We start from the raw sequence: 20,773 nt of genomic DNA on the forward strand, positions 1-20,773 counted from the left end.
GTTGTTGCTACTCATGCAAACCTTTTTTGCGCAGGTAAGCCAGTAACTTCTCCGGGTAATCCGTTTGGAGCACATTGGCGAAAGCGGCCTCTTTACGCAGCTGATCAAAACCGGTATCGCCCTTTTCTGATTCCAGTTTATCATACTTTCCCAAAGCGTTCATCCATACCCGTGTGCCGGCGGTGGTGATGCTTTTCATTAGGGAATCAGAATAAAAAGAGGGATCTCCGTGAATCACCGGGAACTTTCCCTGCGTTGCGGCCATCTGTTGTATTGCTACTATTTCCTCGACGCTGTGCGCGCGGGGCATTATAGGGATCTTCGGATTCCAGCTGTGCAGGGTGGGCGCTGTATGATGATCATAAATAAAGAACAACACCTGTTTTTCCATGCCATGCGCCGCAATCTGTGAATAGGCTTGCTTCGCAGCGGATTCACTATCTTCTTTAAAATCCACATCTACAATGATCCTTCCTTTGGTGAGTTTCAGCACCTGTTCAAACGAAGGGATGGTTTCGGTGGTAGGTTGACCTTTAAACAGCAAAGGAAACTGTTGCAGTTCCTGGTAGGTATAATCCCTTACTTTTCCCGGTTTGCCCGTGGTACGGGTAATGGTTTCATCGTGCATCACCACGAGGATATGATCCTTTGTTTCATGCAGATCTATTTCTACTATGTCTATTCCCTGTTCAATAGTTTCCTTTACAGCAGCAAGGGAATTTTCCGGGTATTTATTATGGGAAGCGCGGTGTGCCGCCACCATGATGTGTTCCGGGTGATGCTGAAACTCATTGAGGATAGCGTCGACAGGTATTTTTTGCTGCGCAGCTACCGGCAGGCTGATTGCACATAAGGCGGCTAATAATAAACGGTTCATCAGGTATTTATTTTTTTTCAGAGATAGACAGGATAATCATGTGAAAGTAAATCAATTCACAGAAGATCTCTACCGGCTTAATAAAAAGTTAATCTACAATTGCTGCCGTTTTAGTTCCTTCACGGCGTAATCCGCTGCCCCCATTTCGTAAATGGCCATTCCAGGGTAAGAATCCCGGTTAAAGGGCGTTACATTTGTGTTTTGCGCCTTAGCTTTAAGGTTTAAGTTGATCATACGCAGAATATATAGATAACAAGGAAAATAGTAAAAATAAGGGAACGGGTGTAAATAATTGGTATGGACGGTTGCCGGAAAAAATAGTTACATTATAGCATATTAGCACTCATCAAACAATAGCCATGAATATTACCACGCAGCGGTTAACTACGCATCACCTCGCCGAATTTGTTGAATTGCTCCAGGTATATGAAGCGGTATTTGACATGGAAAATTTCCAAATGCCCGATAAAAGCTATCTCAAAAACCTGTTGAGTGGAGAGGACCTGATTATGTTTGTTGCCATGCATGAAAAAGCCGTTATAGGCGGACTTACCGCTTATGTGCTCCCCTCCTGCTACTCGCGCTCAGCGGAGATATATGTGTATGACTTTGCGGTGCATACCAACTTTCAGAGAAAGGGTGTTGGCAAACATTTACTGTCCGCCTTCGCGGACTACTGCCGGAAGAATAACTACGCCACTTTTTTTGTACAGGCAGTCACCACCGATGTACATGCCGTGGAATTTTACCGTGCTACCGGGGGCACGCCGGAAAATGTAGTGCAGTTCACTTACACGGATATCAGATAATAAATGATCTTCCTTCTTTGTTCATTTCTTTCCGGATACCGTTTACCACATCATCCAGGGAAACCAGCGCTGATTTGCGTTCCAGTGCTTTCAGGCAGGCATATTGTACTACGTTGATAATATTTCCGCCGGTGATTTCATACTTTTTCACTTTACCGGGAATATCTTCTTCATCCAGGAACTTTACATTTGGCGGAAAGGTTTTCTGCCAGATAGCCGCCCGCTCGCGCTCTCCGGGCACCTGGAATTGTATGATGGCATTGAAGCGACGGATAAAGGCGTCGTCAATATTATTTTTCATATTGGTAGCCAGTATTACCAGGCCATTAAAATCTTCTATCCGCTGCAGCAGGTAAGATACTTCCTGGTTGGCGTATTTATCGTGTGCATCCCTAACGCTGGTGCGTTTACCAAACAACGCGTCTGCCTCATCAAAGAAAATGATCCAGCCTTTGTCGGCCGCTTTTGCAAAAAGCGTTTCGAGATTCTTTTCTGTTTCCCCGATGTATTTGGATACTACCATCGACAGGTCAATCTTATATACATCCCTGCCGGTATATTTGCCCAGTAAGCTGGCCGTGAAAGTTTTACCGGTACCGGGAGGGCCATAGAACAACGCACGGTAGCCTTTCTTCAGCTTATGCTTCATGCCCCATTCATTCATCAGCTGATCATTGTGATGCAACCATGTTTCCAGTTCCCGGATCTGCACCATAATGGATTCATCCAGCACCAGGTCGTTCCAGGTGAGTTCGGTGGCGATGAGCCGGGCAGGGAAACTCATACTGAAATGCGGCCTGCCGGGTTTTCCTTTTATAAAGAGATTTACATAGTCGATGTCCATCATGATACGGGCGCTCATCAGCGGCTCTCCTGCCTGCACATCTTCCAGCCATAATATTCTTTTGAGCGCAAATTCATGATCCGGCTCAAACAGTTCCTGTACTTCCAGGCGTTTTTTCCAGTTGGTACCGGCCAGCAGGAAGAGGGCTGTTTCCCCGGTGGGCAGGAAGCCGCGGAATTGTTTTCCGCGCACACCTCCAAGCTGCGGGAATTCGCCGGCCTGTGGCAGGAACTGCTGGATAGCGGTGTCGTAAAACTCCGGCAGGATATGCGGTACCAGTGCAATCAGTAATAAGGTGAGTTCTTCATCAGTCCATTTATTTTGCTGCATGGCTTCCGGCCTTACAATTTGCCAGGTGGCCCTGGCGGGTACGGCAGGTGGTTTGGAGGGCGTGCCTTCTTTTTTAAAGTAGGTGCCCAGCTGATAATTGATCAATGCCTGCAAATAGGCGAGTTCCGGCGCCATCGCGGTAGTTTCCGCAATGGGCGCTGCAGTTATCTTCTGTTTCGCGGTTGTTTTCTTTGGAGATACCGTGTTGTTGATCTTACTCATATGTTTGTCCCTCCTGGTTGTGTAGCTGATTTTTCTTTGGCAGCACCCTGTTGTACCACATGCGTCAGTTCATGCGCCAGCAGGTGCTTTCCGTTACTGGTATCAGGATTATATTTTCCTGCATTGAAAAAAACGTCATTCTTATGCGTAAATGCCTGTGCGCCCAGTTCCTTACTCATTTGTACGGCCGAGGCGCCTGTGTGGATATTAACATGGCTGAAGTCCACCCCGAATTTGTGCTGCATTTCATGCGCCGTTTGCCGACTCATGGGATTGCCTTTACCGGCGGAGCCTTCAATTTGTGCGGAGAGTTGTGGCGTAGCGGAAGTACTGCCGCCGCCTGCCGCTGCTTCGGACTTTTGTACATTGCCTTCTTCCTCGTGTTCGCAGGCGGCGCATTTCCGTTGCAGTTCGGGCTTGGTTTGAATATCTTTATCACGGCGCATGCGGGCGTCGTTGGTACCCAGTTTTTCTTCTGCTTCGGAAGTAGCCAGCCGCTGAACGGAGCTGATGTTTTTTTTCTGTACTACCGGGCCTACGCCACCACCGCCGCTTACCACCTTATCGGCTACGGAGTCGGCTTCGCGTTCAAAGGCATCTCCGGGTGTGTTCACGGATAATTTTGTCTGGAAGAAAGTATTATCTTTCTTTTGTTGCACGCCGCTGAAAAAGGGTTCTTTCGCGGAAGCGGCGGCGGGTAAAGATTGTTTACTATCAAACATAACCAACTATTTTATTCTGCTTAGAAAATCTTCTCCCAGTCTGCGGTAATCTTTTGCGCCATGCGAAACGGGGTCAAAGCTGAAAATATCCATGCCGGCTTCCTGTGCTTTGGCCAGTTGAATATTGGAGCGGATATAGGTATCCATCACTTTTCCATTGTATTCTGTTTCCAGTTGTTTTAACACCTGCCGGTTCATTGATTTACGGTCGTCGTACTTGGTTAAAACAATGCCGAGCACTTCAAGGTTGGTGTTCAGCTTCTTTTTTATATTCTCAAAATGATACATAAAACTGCGAACACCTTTCAGCGGGAGAAATTCTGCCTGTAGTGGCAGCAATACATAATCGCTGGCCACCAGTGCGTTTACAGTGAGCATCCCGATGGCAGGCGGACAGTCGATCAATATAAAATCAAACTGCGGCAATAAAGGTTTCAGCATCCAGCTGAACACCTGTTCACGTCCATACATGCCTACCAGTTCCAGTTCTGCGCCTGCGAGGTCCAGCGACGACGGAATGAGCATTAGTCCGCATGGCGAGGTAAGGATTACCTGCGACAACAACGCCTCTTCTCCCGCGATCTCTTTTTTCAGGGCAGTGTACAGGTGTTGCGCCGGATCTTCGGCATACCCCAGCGCCTGCGTGAGGTTCGCCTGGGGATCGGCATCTACGAGCAACACCTTCTTGCCTGCCAGCTGCAACGCGGCAGCCAGGTTAATAGCGGTGGTGGTTTTGCCGGAACCTCCTTTCTGAATAGCCAACGATATTACCGTCATAAGAAATCAGTTAATCATAATGTTCCGTTGAAAAAATACTTTGCTTTTTCCCATACAATCTTTCCTACTTTCTGACCGAGGTATTGCCCTTCCTGGTTGCCGCGCGCAAAATGGATTCCGCCGTATAACCGCGATACGCCCGCCTGTACGGCCGCTTCTGAAAAGGTATTCCAGCTTAATGATATATCCCTTGAAGGGGTATGCCCCGGTTCTATCAGCGAACTGCCTTTACTGCATAGTACGGTGGCGCCCAGTTTATCGCCGCCGGTAAACTGCGCCAGGATATATGCTGCGGCGCTGCTGAAGGTACTGTGACCGGAAACATATTCTGCAAAGGGAGGCGTGATAGCAGCTGCAGGCTGGAATGGTATCCACTCCTCTCCTTTTATTTCTTTAGTGCCCTGCCCCGGGCCGCCCCAGGCTTTTATAGTGCGTCCTTTGTATACATAGCGTACGGCTGAAACAGGACGCACGGCATCATAGTGCCGTTTGCTTTCCCAGCAGGCGATACTGGCATCCAGCAATGCGTTGCTGAGTGCAAAAAACAATTTCAGGTCCTGGTGATTGCAATGCTGATCACGATTGGATACATACTGTGCGATCTGGCACCAGTGGCCGGGTGGCGTTACTGTTCCGGGGCCATCCCACCAGTATTCTGCGATTACTTTTTGCAGGTCTGTCAGTCCTGCGCTGAGTCCGATCACCTGGTCCACCTGTTGCTGAAACTCTGTACTGCCGGGCATATAAGGCACCGGCGGACGAAACTGTTCCGGGCGTTGTAAGGCAAAAGGTTGTACCAGCGACCAGTGCGGCGTGAGGAATTGTTGTGATTTAAAGTGCCCGTTGCCATCCGGGATGAGCAGCGGTTGCCAGCGGCCCGGTTCTTTCAGCTGCTCCGGTGTATTCACCGGTTTATAGCCTGTATAATCCGACCAGGCAGGCATTTGCAGGGTGCCATATGCGTTGGCCCCATCACCGGCAAAAGCTTCCAGTACACAACGGGCGGCGAGGTTGCCGATACCTGCTGCTTTGGAAATATCCAGGGTGGTGATGGCCGGATCATAGTCGAGATGCAGCATCATATCATGGAACATATTTTTATTTTCCGGCGGCAATATTAACCGGAAGAGTTCCGTGAGTACGCGGAAAGCGGCGTAGCTATAGGCTTTGCGTTTATAAGCTGCTTTGTGTTCTTCTTTGGGGCGTTTGATATAGGCGCCGGTATTGGTACTGATGGCACAGGGGTTGTAGGCTGTCCACGCATCGTACATGGCGGTATGCACCATAGCCAGTGCGCGTGCGGCTAGCGGCGGCGGAACTGCCGAGCAGCGGATCGCTTCCACTGCCAGTTGGTTCCATTGCACTACGAGTGTTGTCGGGGTTGACATATCATCTTTTCATTTATAATAATGTAGTAATTCTCACAACGGCGCCATGCATAAAAAAGGCCAGCAGCCGTTCGTTGTCTGCCGCCACGGAGAAGATAGCGCCGGGGGCATCTATCTGCTGCTGTTCAAGTGGTGCAGTGGTGCTGATAAGAAACGGTTTACCTTCAAAGTCAACGGCTACTATGTACTTTCCATCCGGTGTGATGGTGGCGTCATTCCAGTTCCCTTTCCAGCGGTTCATTTCCTTTCCGGTGCTAGTATCCCACAAACCGATGTGATCATGCTGTAACAGGAGCAGTTGTTTTTCATCTGCCGTCATTTCAATTCTCACCGCGGGCAGCTGCTCCGGGATGATGGTAGCTGTAAATGTTTCTTTGTCGAACACGCGGAACTGCGGTGTGCCTGCCAGGATCCATTTATCGCTGATATACAACGCTGCCACCGGCAGGTTGCTTTCTTCCCAAAGAGTTTGCAGCAGGCGGCCTTCTTTGTCCAGCAGCAGCACCTTTGCGGGTGGCGGGCCGGGGTTACCGGTCCATTGCACTGATACCGCCACGGCGCTACCATCCGGCGCCCATGCAAAAACACTCGGCGTGTATTCGTTACCGTGAGATGCCCGGTATTGTCCACCTGCCGTTCTGATAGCTTCCTGCATACCAGGTATTTCGTGCCGCACATTGGCAGCCAGGTCGAGAACGCCTGTGCCCCAATACAGCTGATCGCCGATGAGCGTTGGAAAGCCCGGCTGCTGCGTATCCGTATGATGTTGCAGCAAAGGCTTATCTTCTTTCCATACGGTTACCTGGTGCAATGAGGCAGCTATGATATAGTTGTTTTTGAGCACCAGTTTGTTGCCGCCGTTACCTGCTAATGTTTTCCAGTTCTTCATCTTTCTTTTTATCATTTTGTTTTTGGGAGATGTGCAACTGCTGCACTACTTCCTATAACAACATTTATTCACGGGGTGTTTGTATAAATTGATTCGTTACGGAGGGGTAATCTGTGTTTTATCTACATATCCCAGTTTGCCTTTAAAATCAAATGCGGCCCATGCATCGGTGAAGCCGGCTACCTGTAAGGAATCTCCCGGGTTTACCCAGCCAATGCCGGTATGTTTTGGACCGGGGCCTCTGAATACAGGGAGTTTTATTACCGAAGTCACCGTGGCGACGTATGCCTTTGGCTCTATCAGTAAGGTATTTCTTTTTCTTCCCGGTATCTGTGCATTTGCCTGCTTGCGGCCCATAGGCGCAGGCGCTAACCGGCCCAGAGCCTCCAGTATTTCATCGGAGCCTCTTCCTGCCAGTTGTGCAATAACAGCAGCAGACAGCACCGGACCGGTGGGCGTGTCTGTAATTTCAGTATTAAAGAATGCTGTCACCAACGCATTCGTTGAATCCTGGTCGAGCCAGGCAAGTGCCAGCTTGATCCGGCCGGCGGTATGAGGTGCAGCGGGCGCAAACAGGGTCGCATCATATTTACCAATAACGGCCCTGTCGAGATGCACTTCCATTTGCCGCACAAAATCAGGAGGCGTGCCATTCAAAAATGTGATGAAAGACGCTTCTCTTCCGGCAACCAGGCTAAACCATGCCTGCTCCATAGCAAACCTGCCAAGCCGCAGATCATTTGTTGCCGGTGCCAGCATCATGGGTACATTGAGCGACTCACGATAAATAACGGGTGCGGAGCCCAATGGGTTTACGTCTTTTACGAAACTGGCTGCCGAAACGCCAAAGTCTGTTCCAAAGCCACTAAGGAAAGGCAAGTGGGCTACTTCAGCCAGCTCCAGTAAGCGGGCAAGACTTACCGGGCTGCCCAGCGGTACGCCATCCAATGCCACTTTTACCATCGCAATCACGCACTGATCCCACCAGGGATCTGATATAACGCCAAAGCCTAAACGGGAATGGAGCAAATTAGAGGCGACTATCGGGTTGGTGGCGGCTACTTCCACGGCGGCCCGCATGGTACCTTCCGGTTCATGACCTGCTGCCAGATATGCCGCTGCAGTACCAAACGCCTGCGGGTCAAATGGATAAGTGATATGCAGGTCTTTGGTAACCGGGTCCATTAAACTCGTTTCAGAAAGCGCGACCGATGCACGGGCAGCTTCTACCTGTACTGGTTTGCCTTTCGCCACACCACGTTGTTGTGTGAACTCACCCAGGTTCGGATGAGCAGCGATATGAGGTTGTACATTGGCGGCGGCAGTGCCAACAGGCACCGGGTGGGCACCCACCAGACAACCTGCATATACAATTTTCGCGGTGGCCGGATCAAGGTTCTGGATCAGTACATCCAACAGCGCCTGTGTTTTGGCTTTTGCTGCCGCATTACTGATATCAAGACTTTCTGTTGTATACTCCACACGTCCCTTTACGATGCCCGGAGCGCTGGTTCCTGCCAGCTGCACGCTCTCCGGAGATCCATGCCCTGCAATGATCACCTGTGCTATACTAAAATTACCTTTGGCATCTTTCTTACCAAACCGCTGGGCAATAATGGGTATTTCCGTCTGGATCTGCAACAGCGAATCCCGGCCTTCCAGCATCAGCACCAGGTTGGGGGAAGTATTAATAACGTCTTCAAATTTAGGAGCAGCATCCTGGAAAGCGCCGGCATCATTTGCTGTTTGAATGATCAGGTGCAACGGAAGCGTATGTGAGAAATCCGTAAAGTTACTCTTCAGCTTATTGAGCGCAGCTATGCTAAAGCGATGCAGGTTGCGTATACGGCCCAGTAATGCAAAGAAATCAACCGGCGATTGCGCGGTGAACATATTTATTATTTTCTGAAACTCCGCCCCCCTTTCTCCTGGCTTCACTTCATACACCCTTTGCAGGTGCGGATGAAAGAAGTTCCAGTAGGTAGTAATCCTGGCCCATAAAACAGGGTTGGCCTCCACATCAATCAGCTGATTTTCAGATACTGTTCTTTTAATCACTTTACCACCAATCAGCGCTTCCATCTTTTGCATCATATTGCCTAATGCGATGCGGCGGGCCAATGGAATCCCGCTATTCAGTATGATAACCGTTTCGTCCCGGTGACAACCATGCCCAAAGGTAGCCAGCGCTGCCCAATCTGCCGGTGGAAGCGGTATCAGGTCCTTCATTTTCAGATCTCCGGCGCCCGACTGAATATGATCTCCACTCTCATTTTTAGCGATGAGCGCCCATAGTGCATCCCTGTCGGCTTTCCCCAGCGTAGGATGTGCAAACCAATCCGCCTGTATCCGGATGTAGCTGGTAAATTCACTGAGCGTTATACCGGTGTTGGCCGCTGTACCATCTCCCAACAACTGCTTTTTATTTTTCCTCCGTACAGTAGTATAATCATAGAGCAAAGGCGCCCGCGAAATCATCTGTGCCGGCTTTTGCTGCACCACATGCGTCAACTCATGCGCCAGCAGGTGCTTACCTTCTGTACTGTCGTTGTGTTGATTTGCCCCGAAATAAATATCCTTTCCGTGTGTAAATGCTTTTGCCTGCAGTTGCCTGCTCATATCCGCAGCACCGGCATCTTCATGGATACGGACGCCGCTGAGATCTGTGCCAAAAGCGCGGCTCATTTCTTCATTACGCCGCGATGGCAGCGGCGCTCCGCCACCTTTGCTTTGCGACAGCTGTTGTTCAACTGCCGGTGTTACATCCGGCGTGCTGCTGCCTGTGGCTTCCCGTTGCAGGGTACCGTCTTCTTCTCCATGCGGCTGCTTCCGCTGAAAGAAAGGATCTTTCGCAGGGGCAGGACCGAAGAATGGCCCCTCCCGCTGCTGCGGTGCAGAAGATTTTAGTCCGGGTGGTTGTATTTGTGTATTTACTGCTGCCACTTTTTAAAAGCTTTTATTCAAACGTTTCGGTAGGTCTGCATACGTTTTCCTTGCCGGTAACCTGTTCTGATCGTCTCACATATCTGCAGGTGGGACCGGCGTAAATGGCTTCCAGGTTCATTCCCGGCGCCATACCGGGCTGCCAGTCGCTTACCACGGAAATAGGCGCCATACCGCTTACTGATTTCTTTTTAATATTCACATCTTCCGATGCGGCCACACTCCAGAAGGCGTGGTTCAATGGAATGAAAGCCCCCATCTCCCTAACCCCAAGTATCACGGTAAAATCCATCATCCAGAAATAATGGGTGAGATGAAACGGTCCTGTTTTGGAATCCGGATAATGCAACGGGAACACGGCTCCGGGGCGGTCCCTGATGGCTACTTTGCCTTGAGTAGTGCCAGGCCCGGAGTTAAACATGCTGAGGCCATCGAGCGCAAAATGACTGGTAGCATTCTCCAGGTCTTTGCAGGGCAGCAGGTTACAGTTGCCATAATCCAGCACCAGCGTACGACCTGTATTATCGCTGTATTGCGCCATCAGCGTATCTCTTGTAAGTACCTGCGAAAAGCCAACACCGGTACCGCCCAGCGAGGTAAGGGTGATGTCTGCCGATGCCTTCATGGAGAAATGATTCCGCGCAAAAAAATTATCTGTTTCGTTAAAAGTAGGTTTAGGCGTGGGCACTCCCTGCTGACCAATGATCAGGTTTTGTACCTGCACATCCACCCAGGGTGGCAGTTTATTTACCACGGGGGTAGACCGGAACAGGAACAGTTCCACTCTCCTGTTGCGGGCCTGGTTTTCCGGCGATGTTTCCGGCGCCATACTCCGGGGGCTTGATGTTGTATCTATTACAATCCTGCTGTCAGGAATTTTCTTTGCAACGAGGAAGTCTCTGATAATGCCCGCTCGTTGTGCAGCCAGGGCTTTGTTACTGTCTGCATTGCCGGAGGTACTGGCAGCTCCCTGCAGTTTTACTTTCAGATTACTATCTTTCTTTAATAATTCTACCCAACGGTCAGCCACTTCGTTTAGCCGTTCACGATGGGCGGCGCGCATGGCTGCTTCTCCCACACAATAGTTCCAGAAAATAAGTTCATTACTTTCTGATTTACCTGAGGATCTGTCTTCCACACCAAATACCTTTCCGGGGTTATCGTTGGCCCACCTGGATTCGGGTGTACTGCTGGCTTTACATGCATCTGCCACAGCAGCGGTGGGTGCGGCATCTTTGGCTTTTGTATCAGCCGGTTGTAGTTGCAGTGTATTGTCTCCGGGTTTGCTGAAAAAAGATTCCCCGTTTTCAGCTTTACTGAAAAAAGGTTTATCATTTTCTGCAGATTTGTTTTTAGTCGTTTTCGGAGATTTTTTCATGCAATACTATTTAAGTCGTCTTCATTACGGTGTGGTACAGGGGTATCCGTAAGGCGCGGCGTTTAGTGATGACCGTTGTCTTACAGGTTCCCATACGTAGTCAAATGAAGGGGTTGTAAATGGTACGTTACAGGTAGCCGGGCAATTCGGTTTGTTGCCACCGGAAGGAACGCCCGATGGTCCGCCATTATATGTGGCGCTTGCCCAGGCAATAGGATCCATCGGATTTTCGTGGTCGTACAGCTTATAGGCGGTGATCAGCGCCACCATAGAAGCATAGGAGAAGGCGCCGCTCAACATGCCGAATGGCGGCGGCAAAAATCCGATCGGGGAAATAAAGCCATTGCACAGGCGCATCATAATGCCATAGGTACCATAATTCACGGTGCCTGATTTCCAGCAGCCACTTCCTGTTTGCACCGTATTGGAGCATACATCATCTGCTTCATGCAATGGATCCCGCGACCAGCATGGATCACCGGTTGATCCGGGTACGCCGCATGGCGGATGATAAGGGCCTTGCTGTGTCCATCCGGCAGTATTCAGGAATAAGCCGAATGTATCAAATGCGTCTTTATTGAGTTCTGGTCCGCCGCTGCCCACAATCACGGGTTGTATGAGATAACGGCAGGCATTCAATTTATCTGTGAATCCCCAGCTGTTGAAATTACTTTGTACCTGCGCCCATACCCGCGCTATTTCTGAAGTAACATTAGGGCCGCATTTTCTTTCAGGAGTAACGGGAGGCGTTGGACCCGGTGGTGGCGGCGGTGGTACAGGCACTACCGAACTGATAACGGCTACCCTGTTGGCCACCGGATCGGTACGGGAGAAGTGATTGGTTTCGCCATGTGCAAAAATAGAAATAAACCCGGCGCCGATGCCCGGGCTGCCATCAGATGGGGTGATCATCTCATCTCTTACTGCCTGCGCGCGGTGGCACGACAGCTCCCAGTTGAACGGATCGGAGCCATCCACACTGGCGAAGCCATCTATCCTTACTGTAGCACTCGCACCAAGGCGATGCCAGTTAGCAGCAAATCCGCTGATCAGCCGCTGGTTCGCAGGCGATAAGCCGGAAGAAGATACGGTGAAGGGGTAGCTGTCTTCCACCCTCGGAGTACTGGTATCCACGGGGCAAGCCAGTGTTGCAGGCACCTGCGACAGGTCCCCGTGTTCTTTCACCGGAGCTACCTGCCGCGCTATACCCGTTGTTCCCTGTCCCTGTTGTAAAGTATGTGTCAGCTCATGCGCCAGCAGGTGTTTACCAGAGCTGCTGCCGGGAGCATATTTTCCTTCGTTAAAATAAATATCGTTGCCGGTGGTAAATGCCTGTGCATTCAGCTGGCGGTTAAGCCCTGCTGCATTGTTGCCGGTATGGATCTTCACCTTACTGAAATCTGCGCCGAACGCGCCGTTCATTTCCTGCAGGGTATCTCCTTTCAATCCTTCTCCCTGGCCTTTGGTACTGTTGATATTACTTTCTACTGCTGTTGGGGAGATGGCGGCCGGAGAGGCTTCCTTCCGCTGCACGTTGTTTTTCTTTTCCTCTTCTTCGCAATGAGCACATTTACGTTGGATGGCGGGCTGGAAAAAAGATTGCGCCGCGGGCTTCCCCCAGAAAGGGGTTGCTGCCGGCTGTTTAAGGCCGGAGGCGTGCGGTGCGCCCTCTCTTTGGATATTTGCGGGTTGTAATGTTTTTATGCTCACCTGGATATTTTTAATTCATTTGCAAATAAAAATGCTCCTTACCGCCATTGCACATGCAGCGGTATTTTCATCCACTTTAATTTGATGATACTGATGTTCCAGGGCAAACGGTCCAGCAGGATGTCGATGGTATCCGACTCCATTTGCAGCTGATGCTTATCAGTACCTGTGATCAATCTTCCCGGCCGTTGCAGGAACCCTTCCCGTAATCCATCTGCAGAAATATTTTTTAATGCCTTCCAGTGGCTGATAGCATTTTCTATCAGTCCGTCAGCTTCTTCCATCGCGTCTTCTGTTGGCGCCAGCTTCGTATCCAGCGGCCTTTTCAGCGGCCAGCCACATAACAGTTTCGGCAACACCACTTCAAATTCGTCCGCCTCCGTCTGGCCTGTTGCCATGTAGTGCAGCAACATAATGGCTTGCTGCTTACACGCGGCATTGAGGAACCGCTTACCATCGGTCCATTCCAGCTGGCGGAACATGGGCAGCAACCAATGATGCAGCAAAATGATCCCGGCATTTACCACGTAATAAGTATGGGCGCCGGTAGCTGGTTCTGATATTTCTTCTTCAGATGTACCTGTTTCCGGGTCAGCGGAAGCCTCATTGGTTAATGGCCTATCCGCCTGTTTGTTTGGCAGCGCTGCGGTATGTTGTGTGTTGAAAAAAGTAGCGGCAGCTAATAATTTATCCCAGCTGTTGTTGCGGCATACCGTTATCAGTTCCGGGATCTGCGTAACAAATACCGGCTGTCCGATCAACAGTTCATTCATTTGCGCAGATTCGCTTACGGTGGGATCCTTTGCTGCCTGTACTAACAACGCATACCAGCATGCCTGTTCAAAAGCGCGGCGGTTCATGCCGCCTTTGTGCGTGAGTTGCAACAGGCGGTAGGCGTCATAGAGCTGATGAATCGCTGATGCCCAGCTGTCCTGTTTTTTGGCGGTGATGATGGCAAGCAGCTGCGTAATAAATTCCGGCGAATGCTGCATCAGGATGCGGCGGAGATAATCCGGGTTATTCAACAGCTGTTTGCGGAGTGTGGTAATCGCCTCGTGACTGGTAGCCAATATCTGTAATACCTGCTGGTACCATACATCACCGGGCCGTGCGGCATTCCAGGGAAGTGTGCCATGTTCCATGTAGTAGCACCACTGATCGAAGGTGTGCTCCGGCAGGGATTTACGCGGCATTTCTTTTACGTGAAGCGTGGCTAATGCAGCGGTCATTTTTTCCAGCAGCAACGCTACATAATGATCATTATTAAGATCGGCTGCCTTGATTTTTCCGAGGTCAATCTCGAGGCGGTCTATATAAATAACCGTGTCGTCGCTGCTATGACTGTCGAACAGCCTCTCCAGTGCAGGGATGATCTTATTCCAATACAGCGCTGTTACCTGGTGTTGCCAGGTAAAAACAGTGTCTTTGTTATGCACTGTCAGCAGGAGTGTTTGTTTACGGATCTTATGCAACATGGTTATTTATTTCATCCATCGCAGGCATTGTGCTACGAGGTCTTCATTTTCGTCAGAGATCAGGTCTTCCGGTTTCCAGTCTTTTGCCAATGCCGCGAGGTTGATTCCTTTGTCTTTCATTTTGCGCAATGTTTGCTGCAGCTGTTTCTTTTCGTGTGCGGCAATGCTTACCGGCACCCGCAGCAGGAGCTGATCCAGGCAAAGCCAGGTGGCATTGCGCAGCAGGAGCGCCTGTTCACTCGCGGCTGCTTTTTTCCCGGCCGGCATCTTTTTTAGTAAGAAGTCGGCCAGCGTGCTGTATTTATGCATATCCAGCGGGCCCGCTTCCATAAATTTACCGGTACGGTCGTACGCTTCTGTGTCTACAATATTATCAGCATCTACCGGCAGGATTTGTTGTTTGTACTTTGAAATACGCTGACGGCCCTTCCGGTCGCGCAGCAACACATCTTCCGGGGAGTTGCTTCTGTGCGTGGGAACAGCTTCCACCAGTTGTGGCGGTGTTGCTGCAGGCGCGATGTTCCGTTTATCCGCCAGGATCCTTCCAGGTGGCGGCGTGCTTTCATTCGAGAGACAATCGATCTCCTGCATGTCGCAGTTTTTGCGGAACAGTCGATTGATCCAATCCCCGAAATCTGCTTCCGGTAGTCTGTTCTTCCGGTTATCGTCGAAGCACGATGGCCTAATCTGTTCGCAATCCGGATCAGTAGCCGTATCAGGTACTGCATCCATGATATCGGTTTGTCCGAAGAGGTAACAGATCAGGCAGCATTGAATATGTGCGTCATCGCCGCAAACAGGTTTACAGGCGAGGTGCTGCAACCAGCGGCGGTAGAGGGTTTCAAATTCGCAGAAGCTGCGTGGCCGGAGCCAGAGTATATTCAGTAGCACATGCGCAGGCGCTTCTTTGCGGAGCAGGTTTTCCATCATGGCGCGGGTGCTGGTATTGCGGAAACGCACGGGCCAGCCGGGCAACACAATGGTGGCCACAAAGGAATAAGGATCCGTAAACGGTACCACCGTTGTTTTAAACACCGCATCTTCCGGATCTACATCATAGCCAACCACTTCTTCTTCCCACGGCAGCCTGCAAAGCGGTTCAGGTTTCACCGGCAGTAAACACTGGCAATCGTCCGCTACACGTGGCCGGAGCAGGATGTGTTCCACTACATGCATGCCTTCATCATTAATGGCGGCGGAGGTGCGCTCAATGGCATCTTCCATTGCAGGCAAGGTGGGATAACACTGCGGATTGGCGGCGAGCACGTAAGTGCCGTCTACCAGTTCAATGCCAAACGGGCCGCAACCTCCGCCAAGAGTGGGCTTGTAATTATCGGGGATGGCCAATGCTGCGCAGAACCGGTAAAAGCCCTTGATGGCGGCATTCAGGCATTCATATTGTTCTGCACTTTCCCAGATGATGGCGCCTGGTTTACGTACCGGTGGCGGCGCATCACAGGCGCATCCGCTGTTTTCATCCGGCAAGGGCTCTTCCGGAATGAAATCATCGTGGTATAAACGGAAAGAGTAAGTATAGCCAAAGGCTGTTTTTACACGGCGCACCGGGTAATAAAGCGCGCTTTGCTGCAATTTTGTTTTCCATTCTTTCAAGTCATCTACTGATAACACAGCATCGTCATCAGATGGTTTGAAATAGCCGCTCACCACGTTGCCATTCAGCAGTTCAAACCGGTTGGTGGTGGTGTTCAGGGAGTAGTTGCTGTCTTTCCACAACAACGATAGTACTTCAAACAGCCAGTCGTCCTGCGCCCTTTCGGCATTGGTACCCGACGTGTATTGCTGTCCTGATACCAATATCACTTCACCATTGGCGATTAACTGCAGCTGGAAATAGTTACCCGCATAATAAGGTTTTACCTGCAGCGATACCTGGCAGCTTTTACCGAGTTTCAACCCGATCATTTGGAGTTGCTGCAGGTATTTGGCCCTGATTTCCTCCGTGTTGTATTCATAGGGGTGTACTGCCAGCCGGTAGCCTTTCTTCACTGCTTTAAAACTGTAACAGCCATCCTCTTTTACATATCCGTAATAGGCGCTGTTGCCCCGGCGGGTGGCGTCGAGCAACAGTTCCAGCCCGGTGTACACGTAATCGCCGTTAGCGTTTTTCGTGGCGGCGCCCCATGCATCTTCCAGAGAATTATAATGCTGGGTACTTTCCAAGAGCACTTCATTCATTACTACCTGGTAGCGGCAACTCGTTTCATTAAGCCGTACGCCGCTGTTACCGGCGTACCGGGCCAATGCCAGGAATAGTTTCAGCGCTTCACTGGCTGCGGCCATATCCACAAAGCCGTTGCAGAGCTTCCAGATCTTTTCCCTTTTGGTAATATCGTACAGGCTTACCCGTAGTCGCTGTACATTATTCAGCCAATGATAAGGGAAGCTCCGCATGATATGCGGCACAATGTCCAGCAGCTGGGCTTTTCCGCCGAATTGGGTAATAGTGTCGGCGGGTACAATAGCCAGCGGGATGGTATCCGTTACCGGATCCCCTGCCAGGATAATGCTGCTGCCATAGGCAGCGGGGTTACCGGCCAGATGTACCAGTTGCAGGTATTGCTGACGAAATGCAGCCAGTGCTTCTGCTGAAGATTTATAAGATTTATAACTGCGGAAATATTCGGTTTCTGTTTTTGGATAGATGGGTGAATGATAGATTTTTTCAATGCCCCGGATCATATAATAGTAGCTAACGGCCTGTGTTTGCGGATCTTTCACGCAGGTAACCACCTCTTCTCCCCCCATACATATTTCCAGGTAATCGATACCCTGCTGGTTGCGGCTGCGCAAGGCTGCCAGGCGATCGGTGGCCGGCGCTTTGTCTGCAAAGGTTTTGGGGAACCGGGCAAAGCAACCGGTTTTATTGATCACGCGGTATACAAAGGCGCCTTCTGCGTTAACAGCGGTGCTATGAATATAGGAATCGATGTCTGCCGGCGCGGCGCCGCTTCTCAACTGCGCGAGTGATAAAGCACTCTGCAGTTTACCGGCTGCAGCTGCTGCGGGCATGATGATCTTTTTATTTAAGCCGGCATGCAGCAAAACAGGTTTGGCGCCCTTTTCTGCTTTGAGTTCCAGGTGATCCAGCGACGCCATAAAGGTGTCCATTTCTGTTTTTGCCAGCTCTTCTGTGGAATATTCTTCTTCGCTGTTAAACAGGTAAGGCTTTCCTTCCATACCCTGCAGCTGTACTTTGTATTTCCACGCTGCGGGCTGCCGGGAGTAAGACACCTGGTATAACTGCGCCTGTACAATCTGTTGTATATGCAGTACGGTGTTATCGGCCTGTAACTCTTCATCGAATAAGGCAGGATGCGTCGCTTTTACATGGCTGCGTTCTACCAATACCACTTCATACCTGCCATCGGTGGTTTGGCGCACCAGATAACCCGCAGGTGTAGCCGCCAGTTGCAGGAGCAGGTGAAATTCTTCCGTAGCCTGCTGCTCATTTTTCACGGCCGATGCAGAAGTAAACATAATGAACGCATCTTCTTCAATGCTGATCTGCACCTGTAATTTTCCGCCTTTCTGCTGAATATTATCTGCCTGGAAAGCAGCAAGATTGATATAGGTAGTATGTGTGGCGTTTACGGGTAACAACTGCAATGCCGGCAAATCCAGCGTTGGCGGGATGTTCCAGTCGTCTTCCTTCACATTGGCGAGCAAGTCGTCCGTAGCCGCTATAGCCGCCTGCTGATCGGGGAACGCCTCATTGGAATGCAGCAGCGGTTTCCCGGCAGGATCAGTCACTTCAATAAAATGATCATAGCGGCTGATTTCCGCGGTACCATTCAGCGGCTGCTGTGTAAAATGTTCCTGTAACTGCAGCAACCGGCTCTCACGTTCTTCGGGTGAAGCTGCGGGAGATGCCAGGAATGCCTTGCCTGCCGACAACGGCACCTGTAAACCGAACTTCCCCTGCACAGGATCATCTGTGCGGATAAGCTGTTCCGGGTGTTTTAATTGTTGCGCAAGATAGATCAGTGCGGCAGAAGCATCTTCCTTTGTAACATAGTTACTTGTTCTGAACAGCACCTGGTTATCGGCATCTTTTATTTCTGCATAAAAAAAAGTTTCATAAGGTCCAACAATAAACGGGCACAAATAATGACGGTCACTTCTTTCTATGCCCGCCAACGCATTCACCCGTTGCTCGTAACCGGAAGTATTGGAAGTATTCCATTTGTTTACGCGGTAGTCGTAGGCTTTACCGCGGTTCCTGCTTAATTTATCATAGGAAGAAAGGAACTTCGCTTTGGCGCGCAAACCCTTTTCCGCAGCCTGTTGCCGGTCGCTGATACCATATAACACCAACGCATAATCGGTGAACGTTTCTGCAAAGCGGCTGAGCAGGTGATTGAGCATGGTTTCGCGGCGCTGCTGATACAGGGCTTTATCTTCCACGATCTTTTGCAGGTAGCCCTGGTAGTCTGCCAGGCTGAATACCACATCAAATGCATACTGCTCCTTGTTGGCGGTATTTTTAAATCCGAACGACCGGAGGTTTTCCGGGTATGCGGCGAGGAATATGGCCGATTGCGCTGCCTCTTTTGCTTTTTGCTGAGAAGGATAATAGCGGCATCCAAGCAATACATATTCCCTGCCGGGAGTGGCTATCACAAAGCACCAGCAGCCATCGCCATAGAGATACGTAGTAATGTTAGTAGTATTGCCCTGGTGACTCATATCCAGCAAAAGCTGTTCCACTGCAGTATTCCGTGCAGAAAGATAATCGAAGCTGTAGTATTTATTACGCCAGCGCTGGACTACATCTTTCTTAACGGTAACGCCTGTATGCAGTTCGTTGAGCAACTCTTTTCCAACCGGCAGCATGAGGGTATCATTCTGTTTCCAGCCCAGATCGGCATAGAATCCGCCCTGCTGGAAACGCAATAGTTTATCGAGGTCCGGCACGTCGGTAACGGCGCCGCTGAAATACGTTTGCGCGGGCGCATCCGGCGACATGGAGAACAGGTCGCGCAGGTGCTGCAATTGCGCCAGGTAGTTAGACAGGAGCTGGTCAAAGAACAACAGGAAGCCTTTCAGCTGCCACGCCTGCACTTTACGCTGAGGCGAAGCATCGTTGCCCAGTTCCCCGTTGCCGATACCATATACCCGTGGAAAATCGCGTTGCAGGGAATAGTAATTCCCGAGGTCCTCCCGGTAAAAACCAGCAGGTACTCCATGATCAAGGTATGCGGACGACTGGTTGTACCATACTTTCGTGCCATTCAACAGCGAAGCATTTAAGTACTGTTGCAAGTTGGTACCATCAAAAGTAAACGTGGCGCTGCCGCGTTTAAACACAAACCGGCTGTATACCAGCGACAGCAGCGGCAGGTGGCCATCCAGCAAAGGCAGGACCCAGGCGGTGCCGTTCGTGCTGGCTACGGGCGTGTTGTCGCCTGTAACGTAGCCGGCTATACTAAGACCGGAAACAGTGGATACGCCCGGCACATCAAACATTACATGATATACATCCGATACGCGGATCTCCCGGAGCGGCTTGATCGCCTCCAGCTCGGCAGTGTCAATGAAACCATGACTTCCGGCGGCATAGGCCCTGCCGGCAAAAATTTCTTCCATCGTCACCTTTTTTTCTTCCAGCATCTGTTGCAGGGTATAAAAGGTAACGCGGGGAGAAAAGAGATGATATAACTGAAGCACCAATTCATTTAGAACCGTGGTCACATCGGCATCTTCCTCCAGCTGAATTTCTGTGCATACGCCAATCTCTTCATGGCACAGGATGGTGATCTTATAAAAATCCTCACACAAATTACGGTGTGCCATCAATGCTTTTCGGATACGCTCTTTCAAGTCAGCCAGCGCTTTTGCTCTTTCCTGGCTGTCGTCCGGCAGCGTTTCGGGTTCAATAAAAATATTATAGAGCCCATTCAGCTCCAGCAGGGAAATATCTTCCCCGGTGGCCGCCAGCTGTGGATTGCGGCTGCGGCATTCCAATCCTTCGTTTCCAAACCAATGCACTTCCGGCGGGATATTGGTGGCAATTTCCAGCCAGGCGTTTCTTACGCCATCGATATCGGTGAGCAGTTTGCGGTAGTCGGTAATGGTGAGCGGGTTAACGGTGAGGATCTTTGCCGGGGTGAAGAAATTATCTTCCTTCCCGTTTCCCGCGGGATTCATGGTGAGCAGGTCTTCCAGCGGCAAACTGGTGCGGTAGCCCATATCCAGCAGGGAATAGCACAACACTTCCAGGATGGTGATGCCCGGATCATGTGCGTTGTGATCAGTCCATATTTTACCGGAAAGTTTTCCGAGGTAGTCGATGCCTTCACTCCGCAACTTTTCAAAATCCAGTTCCGGTGGAAAAGCAGGATCATTTTTAATGATCACATTCTTGGTATTTGTGTCCTCAGCCATAACG

At 50.5% G+C, this 20,773-nt stretch carries 13 protein-coding genes; 1 reads left to right on the plus strand and 12 read right to left on the minus strand.

Translation table 11 applies throughout. The features are described from left to right. Nucleotides 1-7: 7 nt before the first annotated feature. Complete coding sequence (locus tag PV783_RS32255; RefSeq protein WP_420990884.1) at nucleotides 8-877, minus strand: glycerophosphodiester phosphodiesterase family protein; 870 nt, start codon at nucleotides 875-877, stop codon at nucleotides 8-10. Between the two features lie 93 nt (nucleotides 878-970). Continuing rightward, complete coding sequence (locus PV783_RS32260) at nucleotides 971-1,111, minus strand: hypothetical protein (protein ID WP_420990885.1); 141 nt, start codon at nucleotides 1,109-1,111, stop codon at nucleotides 971-973. Nucleotides 1,112-1,236: 125 nt separating this feature from the next. Between PV783_RS32260 and PV783_RS32265 the strand changes: the two genes are divergently transcribed. Then, entirely contained in the window at nucleotides 1,237-1,686 is a 450-nt protein-coding gene (locus tag PV783_RS32265) for a GNAT family N-acetyltransferase (protein WP_079472154.1), read from the plus strand. On the opposite strand, the gene PV783_RS32270 is transcribed toward PV783_RS32265, so the two are convergent. The 10 genes from PV783_RS32270 to PV783_RS32315 all read right to left on the minus strand — a co-directional run bounded on the left by PV783_RS32270 (nucleotide 1,679) and on the right by PV783_RS32315 (nucleotide 20,769). Further along, the gene (locus tag PV783_RS32270) at nucleotides 1,679-3,082 is read right to left on the minus strand and encodes an ATP-binding protein (RefSeq protein ID WP_336388374.1); all 1,404 of its coding nucleotides are present in this window, start codon (nucleotides 3,080-3,082) and stop codon (nucleotides 1,679-1,681) included. The two genes, PV783_RS32265 and PV783_RS32270, sit on opposite strands and share 8 nt — an antisense overlap. Then, the gene (locus PV783_RS32275) at nucleotides 3,079-3,804 is read right to left on the minus strand and encodes a DUF4157 domain-containing protein (RefSeq protein ID WP_420990886.1); all 726 of its coding nucleotides are present in this window, start codon (nucleotides 3,802-3,804) and stop codon (nucleotides 3,079-3,081) included. The genes PV783_RS32270 and PV783_RS32275 overlap by 4 nt, the downstream gene beginning before the upstream one ends. A gap of 6 nt (nucleotides 3,805-3,810) precedes the next feature. Further along, nucleotides 3,811-4,581 carry a ParA family protein gene (locus PV783_RS32280; protein ID WP_079472156.1) on the minus strand — a complete coding sequence of 257 codons (771 nt, stop codon included), beginning with the start codon at nucleotides 4,579-4,581 and terminating at the stop codon, nucleotides 3,811-3,813. A gap of 14 nt (nucleotides 4,582-4,595) precedes the next feature. Then, nucleotides 4,596-5,969 carry a DUF6851 domain-containing protein gene (locus tag PV783_RS32285; protein ID WP_420990887.1) on the minus strand — a complete coding sequence of 458 codons (1,374 nt, stop codon included), beginning with the start codon at nucleotides 5,967-5,969 and terminating at the stop codon, nucleotides 4,596-4,598. A gap of 13 nt (nucleotides 5,970-5,982) precedes the next feature. Then, a complete protein-coding gene (locus PV783_RS32290; RefSeq protein WP_420990888.1) occupies nucleotides 5,983-6,858 on the minus strand; it encodes a hypothetical protein in 876 nt (291 codons plus the stop codon). Nucleotides 6,859-6,954: 96 nt separating this feature from the next. Further along, nucleotides 6,955-9,801, minus strand: coding sequence for a DUF4157 domain-containing protein (locus PV783_RS32295; RefSeq protein ID WP_420990889.1), 2,847 nt, complete (start codon nucleotides 9,799-9,801; stop codon nucleotides 6,955-6,957). 13 nt (nucleotides 9,802-9,814) lie between these two features. Continuing rightward, entirely contained in the window at nucleotides 9,815-11,179 is a 1,365-nt protein-coding gene (locus tag PV783_RS32300) for an OmpA family protein (protein WP_336388369.1), read from the minus strand. Between the two features lie 24 nt (nucleotides 11,180-11,203). Beyond that, nucleotides 11,204-12,889: an eCIS core domain-containing protein gene (locus PV783_RS32305; protein WP_420990890.1), complete on the minus strand. Its 1,686-nt coding sequence runs from the start codon at nucleotides 12,887-12,889 to the stop codon at nucleotides 11,204-11,206. 38 nt (nucleotides 12,890-12,927) lie between these two features. Next, a complete protein-coding gene (locus PV783_RS32310) occupies nucleotides 12,928-14,364 on the minus strand; it encodes a contractile injection system tape measure protein (RefSeq protein WP_420990891.1) in 1,437 nt (478 codons plus the stop codon). A gap of 6 nt (nucleotides 14,365-14,370) precedes the next feature. Further along, entirely contained in the window at nucleotides 14,371-20,769 is a 6,399-nt protein-coding gene (locus PV783_RS32315; protein ID WP_420990892.1) for a hypothetical protein, read from the minus strand. Nucleotides 20,770-20,773 lie beyond the last annotated feature (4 nt).

The sequence above is a fragment of the Chitinophaga sp. CC14 genome (genome assembly GCF_048957795.1).
GTDB classification, from domain to species: domain Bacteria; phylum Bacteroidota; class Bacteroidia; order Chitinophagales; family Chitinophagaceae; genus Chitinophaga; species Chitinophaga ginsengisegetis.